The sequence below is a fragment of the Celeribacter sp. HF31 genome (assembly GCF_011806455.1).
Taxonomy (GTDB): domain Bacteria; phylum Pseudomonadota; class Alphaproteobacteria; order Rhodobacterales; family Rhodobacteraceae; genus Celeribacter.
Window position 1 is genome coordinate 137,612 of sequence record NZ_JAATOT010000001.1, and the last position, 15,077, is coordinate 152,688.

A 15,077-nucleotide genomic window follows, 5' to 3' on the forward strand; every position below is an offset into this window, starting at 1 on the left:
TTCCCAAATTGCAAGCCATTCGCAGAAATCTACCGATCCACACATGCCCCAGTGGCGATTTCAGCCCCTCTTGCCAGGCGCTGGTTTCGCCATAAGTGTAGGCGCAACAGGCACAACTGCGCGTGCCTAAACCTATCCCAAAGCCCGCGATCAAGGAGTGTCCCATGTCCCAATTCAGCACCAAAGCCCGCATCGGTCTCGTCGGATTGGGCGTCATGGGGGCGAACCTGTCGCTCAACATCGCCGAAAAAGGCTTTCCTATCGCGGTGTTTAATCGCACCGGCTCCGTCACCGACGCGTTCATCGCTGAAAGCGGCGACTTGCGGGAGGCCTTGGTGCCGACGAAAACCTACGAAGAGCTTGTGGCTGCGCTTGAGGCCCCCCGCGCCGTGATCATCATGGTCAAAGCGGGCGGCCCGGTCGATGCGGTGATCGAGGCGCTCACGCCGTTGCTCGATGATGGCGATATGATCATCGACGCGGGCAATGCCGATTTCCACGACACCCGGCGTCGCGAGTCCGCTCTGCGCGAAAAGGGTCTGAATTTCATCGGCATGGGCGTGTCGGGCGGCGAAGAAGGCGCGCGTCATGGGCCGTCTATTATGGTGGGCGGCAACCCGGCGTCCTATGAGACGATCCGCGACATCATCGAGGCGATTTCCGCCAAACATGACGGCGATCCCTGTGCTGCGCATTTTGGCCCGGATGGCGCCGGGCATTTCGTCAAGACCGTGCACAACGGTATCGAATATGCCGATATGCAAATGATCGCCGAGATTTACGGCCTCATGCGTGATGGTGCACATAAAGCCCCCGAAGAAATCGGCGCCCTGTTCGCGCGCTGGGACAACGGCCCGCTCAACTCCTATCTCGTGGAAATCTCCGGCAAGGTGCTTCAGACCAATGATCCTAAAACCGGTAAGCCGATGGTCGAGGTCATCGTCGACAAGGCCGGGCAAAAAGGCACCGGGCGCTGGACTGCGATCGAGGCGCTCACTTTGGGCCAATCTCCTTCGACCATTGAGGCCGCCGTCGCTGCGCGCTCCTGGTCCTCGGAAAAAGAGACGCGTTTGGCGGGGGCGGAGATTTTTGGCACCGAGCCGGAACATCACCTGACCTTGCCCAAGGAAACGGATTTCGAACAGGCGCTTTTGGTGGCCAAACTCGTGGCCTACGATCAGGGCTTCAAGCTTTTGAAAGCGGCCTCCGATCACTATGACTGGGGTCTCGATCTGGCCCGTGCCGCCGAGGTCTGGCGCGAGGGCTGCATCATCCGCTCCGCGCTTCTGGACGATATGGCCGCTGCGATCCGTAATGGTCTGCCGCAGGACCAATTGATCTTCAGTCCCGCTTTCATCGCGCATATGAAAACCGGCCTGTCGGCACTGCGCATCGTGGTGTCTTACGCCACCTCGGCGGGTCTGCCCGTGCCTGCGCTCTCAAACGCATTGGCCTATTTCGACACCATGCGACAGGGCCGCGGCACCACCGATCTCATTCAGGCACAACGCGATTTCTTCGGCGCCCATGGGTTCGAACGCATAGAAGGCAGCGACGGTCAACACGGGCCGTGGCATGGGTGAGCCGACAGGTTTGTCTTGCCTGTTTTTATCTTGCCTGTGCCCCTGAAATTGTGATTTCCCAGAACTGACGCGCCGCAGTATAGGTGCGCCGCGCGTGACAAGGTGGGCGGGAATGAGCTTCGTCATCTTCATCAATGGTTTGGTCATGGTGTTTTTCGCCGCTCTCATGGGGGTGGTGGCCGTGGCCTTTCCCGACACGGCGTCGGTGTTCGAGGAATCCGCCTTCTTCTTCGGGTTCCTGGGCGGCGCTTTGGCGTTGGCCTCTTCACCGCGCACCGAGAATTTGCGCCCTTTGCACACGTTTCTCCTGACTTCCTCGGTCTGGATGGTCGCGGCCCTTTGCGGTGCGGGGCCTTTGCACCTTTACAATCTCTCGCTCACAGACGCGTTTTTCGAGGCCATGTCGGGGATCACCACCACCGGCTCCACCGTGATGTCCGGCCTTGATGACACGCCGCGTGGCATCATCTTCTGGCGCGCGGCTCTGCAGGCGGTCGGCGGGGTCGGCTTCATCGTCACAGGCATCGCGCTGTTGCCGATCCTCAAGGTCGGCGGGATGCAGCTTTTCCGTTCGGAAAGCTCCGAGACCGGCGAGCGGGAACTGCGCAACGCAACCATGTTTGCCTCCGCCACCTTGCAGATTTATTTTGCGCTCATCGCGATATGTGGCCTGCTCTATCTCTTGGGGGGCATGTCGCCCTTCGATGCGCTGACCCATGCTTTGACCACGCTCTCGACCGGCGGCTATTCGGGCTATGACGCCTCTTTCGGCCATTTCCAAAGCGGCTTTCTGCAATGGACCTGCACCCTCTTCATGTTGGCCGGCGCCCTGCCGTTTTCCTGGTATATCAGGGGGATGCGTCACGGAAACTGGCGCTCTGAACAGGTCGTGGCAATGCTGAAATCTCTTGGTGTGTCGATCGCGATCCTTGCCGTGTGGCTCATGTATACGCGAGATGAAACGCTGCCTGATGCGCTTCGCCTCGTGGCGTTCAATGTCGTCTCAGTGGTGACGACCACCGGCTATGCCACGACAGATTACACGCTTTGGGGACCTTTCGCCGTGGCCGCATTCTTCGCCCTGACGGCGGTCGGAGGGGCCACCGGGTCGACGGCAGGTGGCGCGAAAGCCATGCGCTGGCTCGTAGCCTTTCGAGCGCTTCTGGCGCAAATTCGGATGAGCTATGCGCCGCATCGGATCACATTCGTGAAGTACGAAGGCCGTCCGGTTGCCCCCGATGCGCTCTCCGGCGTCATCGCATTTTTCGTGCTCTATGCGGCAACCTTCGGCGTGTTGGCCTCGCTCCTGAGCTTTTTCGGCGCCGATATGTCGACCGCGCTCTCCGGCGCTTTGACAGCTCTGGCAAACGTCGGGCCAGGGGTGGGTGATGTCATCGGACCTGCGGGCAATTTCGCCACTCTGGACACGGCCTCCAAGCTTGTCCTGAGTTTTGGCATGTATCTCGGACGGCTCGAAATGGCGACGGTCTACGCGCTCATGGCGCCGTTGTTTTGGCGGGAGCTGGTGGCCAGCCGCTAAGGCTGTGCCATCCCTTTTGCACGCGTTAACCTTAATCAGATTAACCTTAACGTCCTGTCATAAAGGGCGGAGCAAAGGTTAAAACCCTGTCACATTTCTCGCGGGCGGACTGTCACAGTCTTTAAAGATCCGTAAACGCCAAAGCCGGATTACGTGCCCCGCCGCTTGGCACGCAGCGTTGGATCGGCCTCGGTCGGATCTTCGGGCCAAGGGTGTTTTGGATAGCGCCCACGCATATCTTTGCGCACATCGGCATAGGATGTTTTCCAGAAATTCGGCAAATCCATCGTCACCTGAACCGGACGATGCGCCGGAGAGGTCAGCACCACTTTCAAAGGCACATGGTTCGGCCCCACGGTCGGATGCCGCGTGGTGCCGAAAAATTCCTGAAGCCTGCCCGTGACTTCCGGATGCTCGCCGGAATAATCAATCGGCAATTTGCGACCCACGGGGCTTTCGAAATGTCCAGGAACCTCGCGATCAAGTCGCTGCATTTGATCCCAATCCAACATGGCCCGAAGCGCGTCAGTGATGTCCAGCGCCCGCAGCGCCGCCTCGGTTTTCGCGCCTTTGAGATAGGGCAAAAGCCAGTCTTCAAGCGTGGCGAGCAGTGCCTCTTCCGACATATCGGGATAGCTGTCGCCCATCAGGTGCACGCGGGCGGCAAAGCGCTTTGCCGCATCGCTCCAAGGCAGGCCGATCTGTCGCAAGCCCACCAAAGCGCCACGGGCCAGCGCCTCTTTCGGGGCGTCTTTCCACTGACGATCATCCAGCACCAAAGCGCCAAACATCTCGCGCCGACGGGCCACCACGCGTTTCTCGCGCCTGTCCCAGTCACAGACCTCGTGCCAAGCGATTTGATCGCCATAGAGGCCGCGCAGCTCGCCTTCGCTGATCTGAACGGCCTGCCGGATGCGCGCATCCCGCGCGGCGCCGTCGGTGTCCGTCACCACGATCAAGCGGGCAGAGGCCAAGTCGTCGCTCTCCGGCATCACGGCGCCTTTGCCACCTGACAACAAATAGCGCGGTTGGTCACCTGCACGGCGCAAGCCCACTCGATCCGGGTAGGCCAGAGCCGCCATTTCGCCGAGGCTCATCGGTTCGATGTGCGGCAGGCCCTGACGCAACCGCTTGGCCTCCTGTTTGACGCGTTCAATCACGCCGCGATCGGCCGTGCCAGGGCTTTGCAAGGCCCGCATCCGTAAAGACAGGTCCACGCCCGCGCCCCGCAATGGATCGCGTTCGTTCAACATTGCGGCCAAATCGGCGGCCTGTTGTCCCGCGATTTGTAGCATATGTGCAAGCCTCGGATGCAGCGGTTTGGCAGATAGCGCCTTGCCATGCTCGGTGATCCGCCCCTCAGGCCTCATCGCGCCGAGGCTTTGCAGGAGGGCTCTTGCCTCTCCCAAGGGCCCCGGCGGGGGCGGTGTGAGAAAGGCCAAATCCCCCTCAGATGCGCCCCAAAGTGCGAGTTCCAAAGCGAGCCCGGTCAGGTCAGCCGTTTCGATCTCCGCAGGCGCAAAGCTGGACAGCGCGCCTTCTTCGCCCTTGGTCCAAAGCCGATAACACACCCCTTCGGAGACCCGTCCGGCACGGCCGCGACGCTGTTCGGCTTCGGCTTTCGAGACCCGCTCCGTGACCAGTCGCGACATGCCTGAGGCGGGATCGAACCGCGCACGGCGCGCGCGTCCTGCGTCCACGACGATACGCACGTCTTCGATGGTGAGAGAGGTCTCGGCAATCGAGGTCGCCAACACGATCTTGCGCCCAGCTTTTGTGGGGGCGATGGCGGCGCGTTGGTCGGCGAATTTCATCGCGCCGAACAACGGGCGCAGAGTGCAATCTGGTGGCACGCGGCCTTCCAGCAGGCTCTGAACGCGACGGATTTCACCCTCGCCGGGCAGAAAGACCAGCGCCGATCCTTCGGCCTCTGCGACCGCTTTGAGCGTGAGATCGGCGACGGCTTGTTCCAGGCGCTGGGTCTTTGGTACAGGTGCGTCGAGCCAGCGGGTTTCGACCGGATAGGCGCGGCCTTCGGAGCGGATCACGGGGGCATCGTCCAGAAGAGCGGCGACGGGGGCCGCGTCCAAGGTCGCGGACATGACCACGAGCGCGAGATCATCCCGCAGCGCCTGCCGCACCTCCCAAGTGAGCGCGAGACCGAGATCGGCGTTCAGGCTGCGTTCGTGGAATTCGTCAAAGATTATGGCGCCAATCCCGGTCAATTCCGGATCAGTTTGTAGCATTCGTGTAAGAATACCCTCGGTCACCACTTCGATCCGGGTGGCTTTCGAGACCTTAGCTTCGCCTCGGATGCGGTAGCCGACGGTCTCGCCCGCGCGTTCGCCTAGGGTCTCCGCCATACGTTCCGCCGCCGTGCGCGCCGCCAAGCGACGGGGTTCGAGCATGACGATTTTCCCCTCGATGAGGGGAAGCAGCGCCAGAGGCACGCGCGTGGTTTTCCCGGCCCCGGGCGGTGCCATAAGAACAGCACGACCGTGGGTCGCAAGGGCGTCGGTCAGATCACCAAGAACGTCATCAATGGGCAGGCGGGGTGTGAACATGTCTCCTTATGATCGAAAGCTGAGAGGCCGAAAAGAGGGCAGGGGTGGACAAAGCGGCAAGGCTGCGGGAAAAACTGCATCAACGCTCCGCAACCCGGAAGGTCATCATGGACATCAAAGAGCTTGCCGAACAGGTCATCGCAGGAAATCGCCGAGCGCTGGCGCGGGCGATCACATTGGTCGAAAGCGCACGGGCGGATCATCGGGCGCAGGCGATCGAGTTGATGGAACTGATCGGCAAAAGCGGGCGTCAGGCGCTGCGCCTTGGTCTGTCGGGCACGCCGGGGGTGGGCAAATCCACCTTTATCGAGAGTTTTGGCATGATGCTCATCAAACAGGGGTTGAAGGTCGCCGTGCTGGCTGTCGACCCGTCTTCGTCTCGCTCGGGCGGCTCGATCCTGGGCGATAAGACGCGGATGGAGATGCTGTCGCGGGAACGCGATGCCTTTATCCGCCCGTCTCCGTCCCAATCCGAACTGGGCGGCGTGGCGCGACGCACGCGCGAAGCCGTCGCGCTATGTGAAGCGGCGGGGTATGATCTGATCCTCATCGAGACCGTGGGCGTGGGCCAATCCGAGACCGTGGTCGCCGAGATGTCCGATCTGTTTTTGCTTTTGCTGGCGCCTGCGGGGGGCGACGAATTGCAAGGCGTCAAACGCGGCATCATGGAAATGGCGGACATCATTTTGGTGAACAAGGCGGATGGCGATTTGAAACCTGCCGCGCAACGCACCTGTGCCGATTACGCCGGGGCTCTGCGCCTCATCCGTAAACGCCCGCAAGACCCGCAGGATTTCCCCAAGGCGATGACCGTGTCCGCGATTGAGGAAAAGGGCCTGCAAGAGGCTTGGGGCGAGATGACAACGCTGGCCGAGTGGCGGCGCGAGAACGGGTTCTTTGACAAGCGCCGCTCCGAGCAGGCGGAATATTGGTTTGGTCAGGACATTCGCCTTGGGCTTTTGTCGCAACTGGAAAAAGAGCCGCTCAAATCGATGATCACCGGCCTCGCCAGCAAGGTGGCCAAAGGCGAGATCACGCCGGGTCATGCGGCGGCGGATGTATTGGCGGCCCTTCAACACGGGTGAGCGAGAGGGGACTTGACGATTCTCCCGGGATCGCCTATGCACCGCGAACTGAATTTCGGGCACGGCTCTCAGGCGGTGTCCTTTTCTGTTGGAAATCGGTGTTTTCCCGTGTTTCTCATCGCTTTTCGGACTTGCGTCCGGGGCGGGGGCGCGTAAAAGAGGGCCGAATAAGACAGAAACGAGTCTTTTAAACTGCGAGAGGGCGTCATTCAGGGCGTGCTTTCGAAAGTAGAAACGAGGATGAACCCATGTCGCGTCGTTGCGAACTGACCGGTAAAGGCCCGATGACTGGCAACAATGTCAGCCACGCCAAAAACAGAACCCGCCGCCGTTTCCTTCCGAACCTCAACGATGTGACGCTGATTTCGGAAGCCCTCGGCCGTTCTTTCAAACTGCGGATTTCCGCCGCTGCTCTGCGTTCCGTGGACCACCGTGGCGGTCTGGACGCCTTCCTTGCCAAAGCCAAGGACGAAGAGCTGTCGGATAACGCTCTGAAAATCAAGAAAGACATCGCGAAAGCTCAGGCTGCCGCGTAATCCTTTCGGATTTTACGGATTGAACCCCGCGAAGGTTAAGCTTTCGCGGGGTTTTTCTGTGTGACGCGATGTGTCATTTGGTCTCTTTCCTTTCACGCCATCTTCGCTAAAGTGCGCGGTACCATGCGTTTATCCCGCACGATAAAGGCCGTTCTGGTCGCGCTTTTGCTCATCGTCACGTCCCAATCCATGGCCGTGGCGCGGGGCACCATGCGCGATGCGACAGGCGCCGTGGTGCTTTGCACTGGTACCGGGCCGATCACGGTTTTGACCGATGCGGATGGACAGCCGATCGGACCGACGCACATTTGTCCCGACTGTGCCCTGTCGGTGATTGCGGGTCTGGCGGAGGCATTCGACCTGCCGACGCCGGCGCAAAACGAGCTGCGCTTCTCCCCGCCGAACCTGTCCTATCATGCGCATGAGACCTTGCCGCCGCGCCCGCGGGCGCGCGCTCCGCCGCTGGTCTGAGTTCTTCCTTTCAAGACACTCAAAAGACCACAAGGACCTGAAATGACTTTCAAAACGACCTTCCTGGCCGGGCTAGCCTGTGCCTTTGCCCTACCTGCCTTTGCCGAGATCACCATCAACGACGCCTATGCGCGCTCCTCCGGGATGATGGCCAAAGCGGGCGCCGCCTTCTTTGTCATCGAGAACTCCGGCGATGAAGACGATCAGCTGATCGACGCCAAGGCCGACATTTCCAAAATCACCGAACTGCACACCCACAAAGACATGGGCGACGGCGTAATGAAGATGCTGCACGTGCCCGAGGGCTTCACCATTCCGGCGCATGGCAAACACGCCTTGGCGCGCGGCGGTGATCATGTGATGTTCATGGGGCTTCTCAAGCCGATGAGCCAAGGCGACATCGTCAACGTGACCCTGACCTTTGAGAAGGCGGGCGACATCACGGTGGAAATCCCCGTCGATCTCGAGCGCACAGAGATGGAAATGCCGATGGAGCATGACCACGGTGCGATGGGCAACTGATGTCGTAAAAACTGAGATTTAAAAGGCACGCTTAGGCGTGCCTTTTTTCTTGCGCGAATTCAAAAATGGCTTAGTGGACGCATTTGAGCGATGCGGCAGATTACCGGCCTGAGTCGCCCCCCTTTCTTGACAGTTGAAGAGACCGATCATGCTGAACGTCTATGCGTTCCCGGAGGCGTTCTCGCCTGCCGAATGTGATGCGATTGTGATGCTCGCCCGCGAAGAAGATCTCGCGGACGCCGGGCTGGTTAAAAACCGCTCAGATCATAACCTGCGACGCGCCGATTTGGCTTGGCTCGATGAGCGCGATGGCGGGGAGTGGATCATGGAGCGGATCATGACGCTGGTGGCCGAAGCCAACCGCACGAATTTCGATTTTGCGCTCACAGACTTTGGAGAAAGCCCGCAGGTCGCCCGCTACGGCGCCGAACGTCAGGGGCATTTCACATGGCACTCCGACATCGGCGAAGGCGCTCTGGCCTCGCGGCGTAAACTGACCATGGTGGTTCAGCTTTCCGAGCCAGCGCAGTACCAAGGCAGTGCACTCGAATTGCAACCTGACGCCAACATTCGCGAAGTCGACCGCGCCAAGGGCTCTGCGGTTCTCTTCCCGTCCTTCGTGCTGCACCGGGTGACACCCGTGACCTCAGGCGAGCGGTTTTCCCTGTCGACCTGGGTCCATGGACCGGCGTTTCGGTGAGTATTTTCCAGCAAAGGAACCGGCGGCCGGGGCGCATTTGTTTCCTTTGCTGTTCAAATACTCAAAGTTGCTCAGCGGCCTAAAATCTCGTCCACCCATTGTGGAACAACCACACTCGCAAGCCCCTCACGCACCTCGTCAAACCGCCCGCCTGAGGCCTCAAGGTTCAATTCCATTGTCTTGATCCCCAGCTGACGCGCCATTTGGCTAAACCCTGCTGCGGGGTAGACGACGCCGGAGGTGCCGATAGAGACGAACAGCTCGCTGTCTTCCAAAGCCGCTTGGATGACGTCCATGTGATAGGGGATTTCGCCGAACCAGACGATGTCAGGCCGGGTTGCGGGCGCGCCGCAAGAGGGGCAGGGGTCTTTCACGTCCATCACCATCGGCGCGGGCCAACGGTGACCGCAGGTGGCACAAAGCGCGTCTTTCAGGGCGCCATGCATATGGATCACGTTGCGCGCACCACCACGCTCCAGAAGATCGTCGACATTCTGGGTGACAAGGTAAACCGGCGCATCATGGTCGGCCTGAAGCCGTGCCAGCGCCTGATGGGCCGCATTGGGGGAGGCCTGAGCCGCCTGCGCACGGCGCATGTTGTAGAAGGTCTGGACAAGTTCGGGGTCGCGGGCAAAAGCCTCCGGCGTGGCGACATCCTCGACCCGGTGATCTTCCCAGAGCCCGTCCTCGGCGCGAAAGGTTTTGAGCCCGCTTTCCGCCGACAAACCGGCGCCGGAGAGAATGAAAATACCACCTGTCATCTGAAGCCTCCTTTTTCACCACCCTGCCTTGTGCCCGGCACGCGGGCAAGGGTAGCGTATCGTTAAAGCGTTTTTCGTTTAATCTGAGGCAGATTGAGCGAAAAACGTTGCCACACTGAATTGATATTGCTGCGCTTCTCAAAAAATGAGTGCCTCAAGTTTTTTGAGAAACACTTTAAACAGGAGCCCTCATGCATAAAATCCTTTTCGTCTGCCTCGGCAATATTTGTCGTTCTCCCTCCGCTGAGGCGGTGTTTGCCGCAAAGGCAAAAAGCGCGCGTTTGCCTGTCAGCGTGGACAGCGCGGGCACCGGGAATTGGCATGTCGGCGAGGCGCCTTATGGCCCGATGCAGGCGGCGGCGAAGCTTCGGAATTACGACCTTTCCCCGCTGCGCGCGCGCCAATTCACCGCGGCGGATTTCAACGGGTTTGATCTGATCGTGGCGATGGATGAGGCCAATCTGCGCGACATTGAACGGCTCCGGCCAGCGGGCAACGACACGCCCGTCACGCTGATGATGTCCTATGCGCCTGAGACCGGCGTGACCGCCGTTCCTGATCCCTATTACACCCGCGATTTCGATGCGGCGCTTGATCTGATCGAGGTCGCGTCCGATGGACTCTTGGCGGAATTAGAGGCGTAGCCAACGAAAGGCGCGTTTCAATTCTTCGGTGCCGTTCTCGGAATACCACCGCCCGTGGCTGAGGATCACCTTTTCGGGCGCCCAGCCGATCACCTCGCGGATCACCGCGCGGGCTTTCTTTTTGGATTTGAACGAGGCACGCATGTCGGCGGGAGCCTTGCCGTCCGGGTCGAGAATACCGGCCATCCGCATCAGAAAAGCTTTCACTTTTCCAACCTTCTCGGCTTCGAAATTCTCGATCAGATCGGTTAAAATGAGGGTTTTCGAACTTTCGTGGAAAAACACCACCTCGTGCAGGAAGCGATGCCCTTTGACGACGCGCTGGCGGATCGCGTTTGCATAGCCTTCGGGCGCGTCGTCGGTCAAAATCTCATGCGGGGGGACAGGCACATTGAATTTCCTGGCGCGCTCTTTGACGCCGGGGGCGGCAAGAACCGCAGCGCCCGGAAAGCGTTTGTGCCAGGCGTTCAGCGACACGTAATGGATCGGATTGGGCGCGATCAACCAGCCGATGGGGCCGAGGGCGGCCATTTCGTCCAAGAGGCCTTCGTCAATCGCGATGGGCGAATGCACCCAAAGCTTGCCGTCCACGCGCACCACCGTCATCCGGGTCGGAAACTTGATCCCGTAAAACGGCACAGGCGGCCCATCGGCGAGCCAGATGTCCGGGCCGACAGGTTTGAGCGTGTTGAGCGGCGGGTAAAGGTTTTCGGACTTAGCCACAGTATTGCGCGGCGGTTTCGCCGAACACTTTGTAACGACGCCAGAAAGCCTCGTGGCTGGAGTTGTCCGACTGCCGAATGTCTTGTGCCTTTTGCGGGTTCTTGAAGAACTTTGCGGCCTGACGTTGGTCGCTATTGGACAGGGTCAGATCGGCGGCTTGCTGAATGCAGCCACAAAGCGCGCGGTTGTTCGCGGCGCGGTCAGACGACATACAGGCGCGCTCGATGGCGCCAGCGGAAGCGCTCATGGGCGACAGCGTCGCGGTGAAACCAGCGGCGATCAGGGTCAATACGGTCAAGGATTTTTTCATGTCTCTGCCTCTCGTAGTGCCAAGACGTGGCCCCGTCTTTTCGGTGTTTGCACACCCGCAGGGTCCACCGTTTTGGTGAAGATGCGGTTAAAATGCCTGAGTCTGCGGTTTGACGCAATTGCGGAGTTTGTCGCGGGTGGGGGATGGGCGGAGGGGTGCTTATACCCGGGGTGTCAGCGGAAATGGCTTTCTGGCGGGGACAATCATAGATACGCGTATTGAGATTGGGAAAATAGCGGCCAAAAGGTTCGTCTATATATGGGCGCCCCCCCTCAGGGGGCTTGCCATTCCCCCCCTTTCCCCGCATAGAACTCAGCCAAACCTTCACGCGCTAAAGGCCTGTCATGACCGAGCTGAAAAACATCCGCAACTTCTCCATCGTGGCCCATATCGACCACGGCAAATCGACGCTTGCCGACCGGTTGATCCAGCTCACAGGCACGGTGGCCGAGCGCGATATGCAGGCGCAGATGTTGGATTCGATGGACATCGAGCGCGAGCGTGGGATCACGATCAAGGCGAACTCGGTGCGGATCGAATATCCGGCCAAGGACGGCGAGACCTATATTCTGAACCTGATCGACACCCCCGGCCACGTCGACTTTGCCTATGAGGTGAGCCGCTCGATGCAGGCCGTGGAGGGGTCTCTCTTGGTGGTGGACGCGACGCAGGGTGTCGAGGCGCAGACGCTTGCGAACGTCTACCAAGCCATTGATGCTGACCACGAGATCGTCCCGGTTTTGAACAAGATCGACCTGCCGGCCGCCGAGCCGGAGCGCGTCTGTGAGCAGATCGAGGATGTCATCGGCATCGACGCCTCTAACGCCATCGAAATTTCGGCCAAGACCGGCATCGGTATCCCCGATGTGTTGGAGGCCATCGTCACGCGTTTGCCTGCGCCGACGGGCGACCGCGATGCGGCCTTGAAGGCCATGCTGGTCGACAGCTGGTATGACCCCTATCTCGGCGTGGTCGTGATGATCCGCGTCATCGACGGCGTGATCAAAAAGGGCGACCAGATCCGCATGATGCAGACCAAGGCGACCTATAAGATCGACAAGCTTTCGGTGCTCAAGCCGAAGATGGTCGACATCGCCGAACTGGGTCCGGGCGAGATCGGCATTTTCACCGCGTCGATCAAACAGGTGCGTGACACCAAGGTGGGCGACACGATCACCCATGAGAAAAAGCAGTGCGATAAGCCACTGCCGGGCTTTAAGCCCTCGATCCCCGTGGTGTTCTGTGGCCTCTTCCCGGTCGATGCCAACGACTTCGAAGACCTGCGCACGGCGATTGAGAAACTGCAACTGAACGACGCGTCCTTCAGCTCTGAGATGGAAACCTCTGCCGCGCTGGGCTTTGGCTTCCGCTGTGGCTTCCTCGGGCTTTTGCACCTTGAGGTGATCCGCGACCGGCTTGAGCGCGAATACGACCTCGACCTGATCACCACCGCGCCTTCCGTGGTCTATAAAATCTACATGAAGGACGGCACGGTTGAGGACCTGCACAACCCCGCCGACATGCCCGATTTGACCTATGTCGATCACGTCGAAGAGCCGCGCATCAAGGCGACGATCATGGTGCCTGACGAATATCTGGGCGATGTTCTCAAACTTTGCCAGGACCGTCGCGGCATCCAGATGGACCTGACCTACGCCGGCACCCGCGCGATGGTTGTCTATGACCTCCCGCTCAACGAAGTGGTGTTCGATTTCTACGATAGGCTCAAATCCATTACCAAAGGGTATGCGTCCTTCGACTATCAATTCACCGAGTATCGCGAGGACAACCTCGTGAAGATGCAGGTGTTGGTGAACGACGAACCTGTGGATGCGCTCTCGATGATGGTCCACCGCGACCGTGCTGAGTCCCGTGGTCGTGCGATGTGTGAAAAGCTCAAGGAGCTGATCCCCCGCCACATGTTCAAAATCCCGATCCAGGCCGCGATTGGCGGCAAAGTGATCGCGCGCGAAACCCTCTCCGCGCTGCGCAAGGACGTGACGGCCAAATGTTACGGCGGCGACGCGACCCGGAAGAAGAAACTTCTGGAAAAGCAGAAGGCGGGGAAAAAGAAGATGCGTCAGTTCGGGAAAGTGGAGATACCTCAAGAGGCGTTTATTAACGCGCTCAAAATGGACAGTTAAAAAAGGCCCCGCTTTGGCGGGGCTTTTTGTTTGCGCATGTGGGCTGTGTTTAGCTACTCAGACCGGCCGACCCGGTTAGCAATTGCTGTAAGAGCCGACGTGATTGCTGTTCCTTTATAGCTAAAATCCTCTCCAACATATTCTTTCATATGCTCTCTCAAGAGCTCCATCTTGAGCTGGACCTCGCGCTCATATCGCTCGTCGTCGCTTAATTCGGTGTTTTGAGCTGTCGCCGTGGATACGTCTTTTGCGATGATGCTAAGCTTAGAGAGGCTAAGTCGTTGCTGGTTTATTCTCATAACTTCAAAAATTAGACGTCCGACAATATAGCCGCACACCTCTAAGATCGTGAGAGCAATAATCACGAAGGGCAGTCTGGTTAGGAAAACGGTCCAGATGTCGATGTCATTTTCGGCTCTCCAAAGCTGTGTTAAGTCGACTGCAGACGAAAATAATTCGTATGTGACCAATGCAATGATCGCAGTGAAAGGCACTCCGATAATTGTGTACCAGATTGTGGAGCGGTTGCCTTCGCTTACAAAGCCGGAGATTTCACTTGGAAAAAGTTTGACTTCATCTTTGAGTCTGTGAAGTTCAGCCGAAGTTTTTTGTTTATCTGTAGTATATTGGCTAAGTTCACTACGCTCTGACTTTATTGATGCTCGAATTTTTTCGAGGCGAATTTCGGCGTTTTCAACCCTCTCCTCGGTTTCGTGAAGAGACTTCTCCAATTGTGTGATTTCTGCTCTGGCTATGCCAATTTGAGATTCAAGATCTTTCCGTTCTTTAGTTTTTAGCTCAAGCGATTGGTCAAGAGCTAAACCCTGTGCTTCCTTCAGTTCTATCGCTTCAAGGCGTTTGTCGTATTCTTTGAGCTGCCATTCGAAATCATGGAACTCATCGAGTGTGAGGCCAGTAATGACTACCTTATGAAGTGTCGTTTTTGTGAGTATTCTCTCCTCGGGGCGAAATTTGAAACCCTTCGCAAGCTTCCCTGATGTGTGAACTATGGTGTCATTGGCAATTGGGATTTTGGCATCAAACTGGGTGCCGTCCATATGATCTACGATTAATTCGAATTTGTGGTAGCTGTTATATCCGTCAGCATGGATTTCGATACTTAGAACGTAAACTGGTTGCTCGAATTCAAAATTATACCAATTTTTTCTGGCATCTAATTCGAATGTGGGGTCGTCGTTGTTGATAAGCTGCGTGGTCTTGTTCGTCCTACGCGAGAGCAGCTCAATCTCAATCGGGTGAAAGTCAATTTTTTGCTCAGTCTCTTGCATATGTAGATTTCCAATTAGCCCAAAGTATTTAAAGCCTATGTTATTCCGAGATCGAATTACTGCAACTACAGATAAAGCCGATGCCCAGCATCGGCCAGTACCTGACCCGCCCGATGGGCGGGTGCTGGCCCCACCAATACCTCTGAAACCTCACACAAAAAAACGCCCACCCAACCGGGCAGGCGCTTCCCTTCAATTCCTGAGC

At 58.4% G+C, this 15,077-nt stretch carries 14 protein-coding genes; 9 read left to right on the top strand and 5 right to left on the bottom strand.

Annotation, left to right across the window (positions count from 1 at the left end; all coding sequences use genetic code 11):
* Positions 1 to 164 precede the first annotated feature (164 nt).
* Positions 165 to 1,583, top strand: coding sequence for an NADP-dependent phosphogluconate dehydrogenase (gndA, locus tag HCZ23_RS00680; RefSeq protein WP_167599780.1), 1,419 nt, complete (start codon positions 165 to 167; stop codon positions 1,581 to 1,583).
* Positions 1,584 to 1,695: 112 nt separating this feature from the next.
* Positions 1,696 to 3,123 (top strand): TrkH family potassium uptake protein, encoded by a 1,428-nt coding sequence (locus HCZ23_RS00685; RefSeq protein WP_167599781.1) that lies wholly within the window; start codon positions 1,696 to 1,698, stop codon positions 3,121 to 3,123.
* Between the two features lie 149 nt (positions 3,124 to 3,272).
* Here HCZ23_RS00685 and hrpB read toward each other — a convergent pair whose 3' ends face one another.
* Positions 3,273 to 5,687 (bottom strand): ATP-dependent helicase HrpB, encoded by a 2,415-nt coding sequence (hrpB, locus tag HCZ23_RS00690; protein WP_167599782.1) that lies wholly within the window; start codon positions 5,685 to 5,687, stop codon positions 3,273 to 3,275.
* Positions 5,688 to 5,794: 107 nt separating this feature from the next.
* Between hrpB and meaB the strand changes: the two genes are divergently transcribed.
* The 5 genes from meaB (at position 5,795) to HCZ23_RS00715 (ending at position 9,001) form a co-directional block, all read left to right on the top strand.
* Positions 5,795 to 6,772: a methylmalonyl Co-A mutase-associated GTPase MeaB gene (gene meaB, locus HCZ23_RS00695; RefSeq protein ID WP_167599783.1), complete on the top strand. Its 978-nt coding sequence runs from the start codon at positions 5,795 to 5,797 to the stop codon at positions 6,770 to 6,772.
* Positions 6,773 to 7,020: 248 nt separating this feature from the next.
* A complete protein-coding gene (rpmB, locus tag HCZ23_RS00700; protein WP_167599784.1) occupies positions 7,021 to 7,308 on the top strand; it encodes a 50S ribosomal protein L28 in 288 nt (95 codons plus the stop codon).
* 123 nt (positions 7,309 to 7,431) lie between these two features.
* Positions 7,432 to 7,779 carry a DUF2946 family protein gene (locus HCZ23_RS00705; RefSeq protein WP_167599785.1) on the top strand — a complete coding sequence of 116 codons (348 nt, stop codon included), beginning with the start codon at positions 7,432 to 7,434 and terminating at the stop codon, positions 7,777 to 7,779.
* A 42-nt stretch (positions 7,780 to 7,821) separates the two neighbouring features.
* On the top strand, positions 7,822 to 8,301 hold the full coding sequence (locus tag HCZ23_RS00710; protein WP_167599786.1) for a copper chaperone PCu(A)C: 480 nt from the start codon (positions 7,822 to 7,824) through the stop codon (positions 8,299 to 8,301).
* Positions 8,302 to 8,449: 148 nt separating this feature from the next.
* Positions 8,450 to 9,001, top strand: coding sequence for a 2OG-Fe(II) oxygenase (locus HCZ23_RS00715; protein WP_167599787.1), 552 nt, complete (start codon positions 8,450 to 8,452; stop codon positions 8,999 to 9,001).
* Between the two features lie 71 nt (positions 9,002 to 9,072).
* Here HCZ23_RS00715 and HCZ23_RS00720 read toward each other — a convergent pair whose 3' ends face one another.
* A complete protein-coding gene (locus HCZ23_RS00720) occupies positions 9,073 to 9,762 on the bottom strand; it encodes an NAD-dependent deacylase (RefSeq protein ID WP_167599788.1) in 690 nt (229 codons plus the stop codon).
* Positions 9,763 to 9,953: 191 nt separating this feature from the next.
* Between HCZ23_RS00720 and HCZ23_RS00725 the strand changes: the two genes are divergently transcribed.
* A complete protein-coding gene (locus tag HCZ23_RS00725) occupies positions 9,954 to 10,406 on the top strand; it encodes a low molecular weight protein-tyrosine-phosphatase (protein ID WP_167599789.1) in 453 nt (150 codons plus the stop codon).
* Here the strand turns inward: HCZ23_RS00725 and HCZ23_RS00730 are convergent.
* Entirely contained in the window at positions 10,395 to 11,129 is a 735-nt protein-coding gene (locus HCZ23_RS00730) for a DUF4336 domain-containing protein (RefSeq protein ID WP_167599790.1), read from the bottom strand. The two genes, HCZ23_RS00725 and HCZ23_RS00730, sit on opposite strands and share 12 nt — an antisense overlap.
* Positions 11,122 to 11,439, bottom strand: coding sequence for a hypothetical protein (locus HCZ23_RS00735; RefSeq protein ID WP_254869839.1), 318 nt, complete (start codon positions 11,437 to 11,439; stop codon positions 11,122 to 11,124). Before HCZ23_RS00735 ends, HCZ23_RS00730 begins: the two co-directional genes overlap by 8 nt.
* 344 nt (positions 11,440 to 11,783) lie before the next feature.
* On the opposite strand from HCZ23_RS00735, the gene lepA reads away from it, so the two are divergent.
* Positions 11,784 to 13,583, top strand: coding sequence for a translation elongation factor 4 (gene lepA, locus HCZ23_RS00740; RefSeq protein ID WP_167599791.1), 1,800 nt, complete (start codon positions 11,784 to 11,786; stop codon positions 13,581 to 13,583).
* Between the two features lie 53 nt (positions 13,584 to 13,636).
* Here the strand turns inward: lepA and HCZ23_RS00745 are convergent, their stop codons facing one another.
* On the bottom strand, positions 13,637 to 14,872 hold the full coding sequence (locus tag HCZ23_RS00745) for a hypothetical protein (RefSeq protein WP_167599792.1): 1,236 nt from the start codon (positions 14,870 to 14,872) through the stop codon (positions 13,637 to 13,639).
* Positions 14,873 to 15,077: the final 205 nt, after the last annotated feature.

Bases quoted from the DNA above. Each gene is read 5' to 3' on its own strand.
- gndA (WP_167599780.1), top strand. From the start codon at position 165: ATGTCCCAATTCAGCACCAAAGCCCGCATCGGTCTCGTCGGATTGGGC.
- HCZ23_RS00685 (WP_167599781.1), top strand. From the start codon at position 1,696: ATGAGCTTCGTCATCTTCATCAATGGTTTGGTCATGGTGTTTTTCGCC.
- hrpB (WP_167599782.1), bottom strand. From the start codon at position 5,687: ATGTTCACACCCCGCCTGCCCATTGATGACGTTCTTGGTGATCTGACC.
- meaB (WP_167599783.1), top strand. From the start codon at position 5,795: ATGGACATCAAAGAGCTTGCCGAACAGGTCATCGCAGGAAATCGCCGA.
- rpmB (WP_167599784.1), top strand. From the start codon at position 7,021: ATGTCGCGTCGTTGCGAACTGACCGGTAAAGGCCCGATGACTGGCAAC.
- HCZ23_RS00705 (WP_167599785.1), top strand. From the start codon at position 7,432: ATGCGTTTATCCCGCACGATAAAGGCCGTTCTGGTCGCGCTTTTGCTC.
- HCZ23_RS00710 (WP_167599786.1), top strand. From the start codon at position 7,822: ATGACTTTCAAAACGACCTTCCTGGCCGGGCTAGCCTGTGCCTTTGCC.
- HCZ23_RS00715 (WP_167599787.1), top strand. From the start codon at position 8,450: ATGCTGAACGTCTATGCGTTCCCGGAGGCGTTCTCGCCTGCCGAATGT.
- HCZ23_RS00720 (WP_167599788.1), bottom strand. From the start codon at position 9,762: ATGACAGGTGGTATTTTCATTCTCTCCGGCGCCGGTTTGTCGGCGGAA.
- HCZ23_RS00725 (WP_167599789.1), top strand. From the start codon at position 9,954: ATGCATAAAATCCTTTTCGTCTGCCTCGGCAATATTTGTCGTTCTCCC.
- HCZ23_RS00735 (WP_254869839.1), bottom strand. From the start codon at position 11,439: ATGAAAAAATCCTTGACCGTATTGACCCTGATCGCCGCTGGTTTCACC.
- lepA (WP_167599791.1), top strand. From the start codon at position 11,784: ATGACCGAGCTGAAAAACATCCGCAACTTCTCCATCGTGGCCCATATC.
- HCZ23_RS00745 (WP_167599792.1), bottom strand. From the start codon at position 14,872: ATGCAAGAGACTGAGCAAAAAATTGACTTTCACCCGATTGAGATTGAG.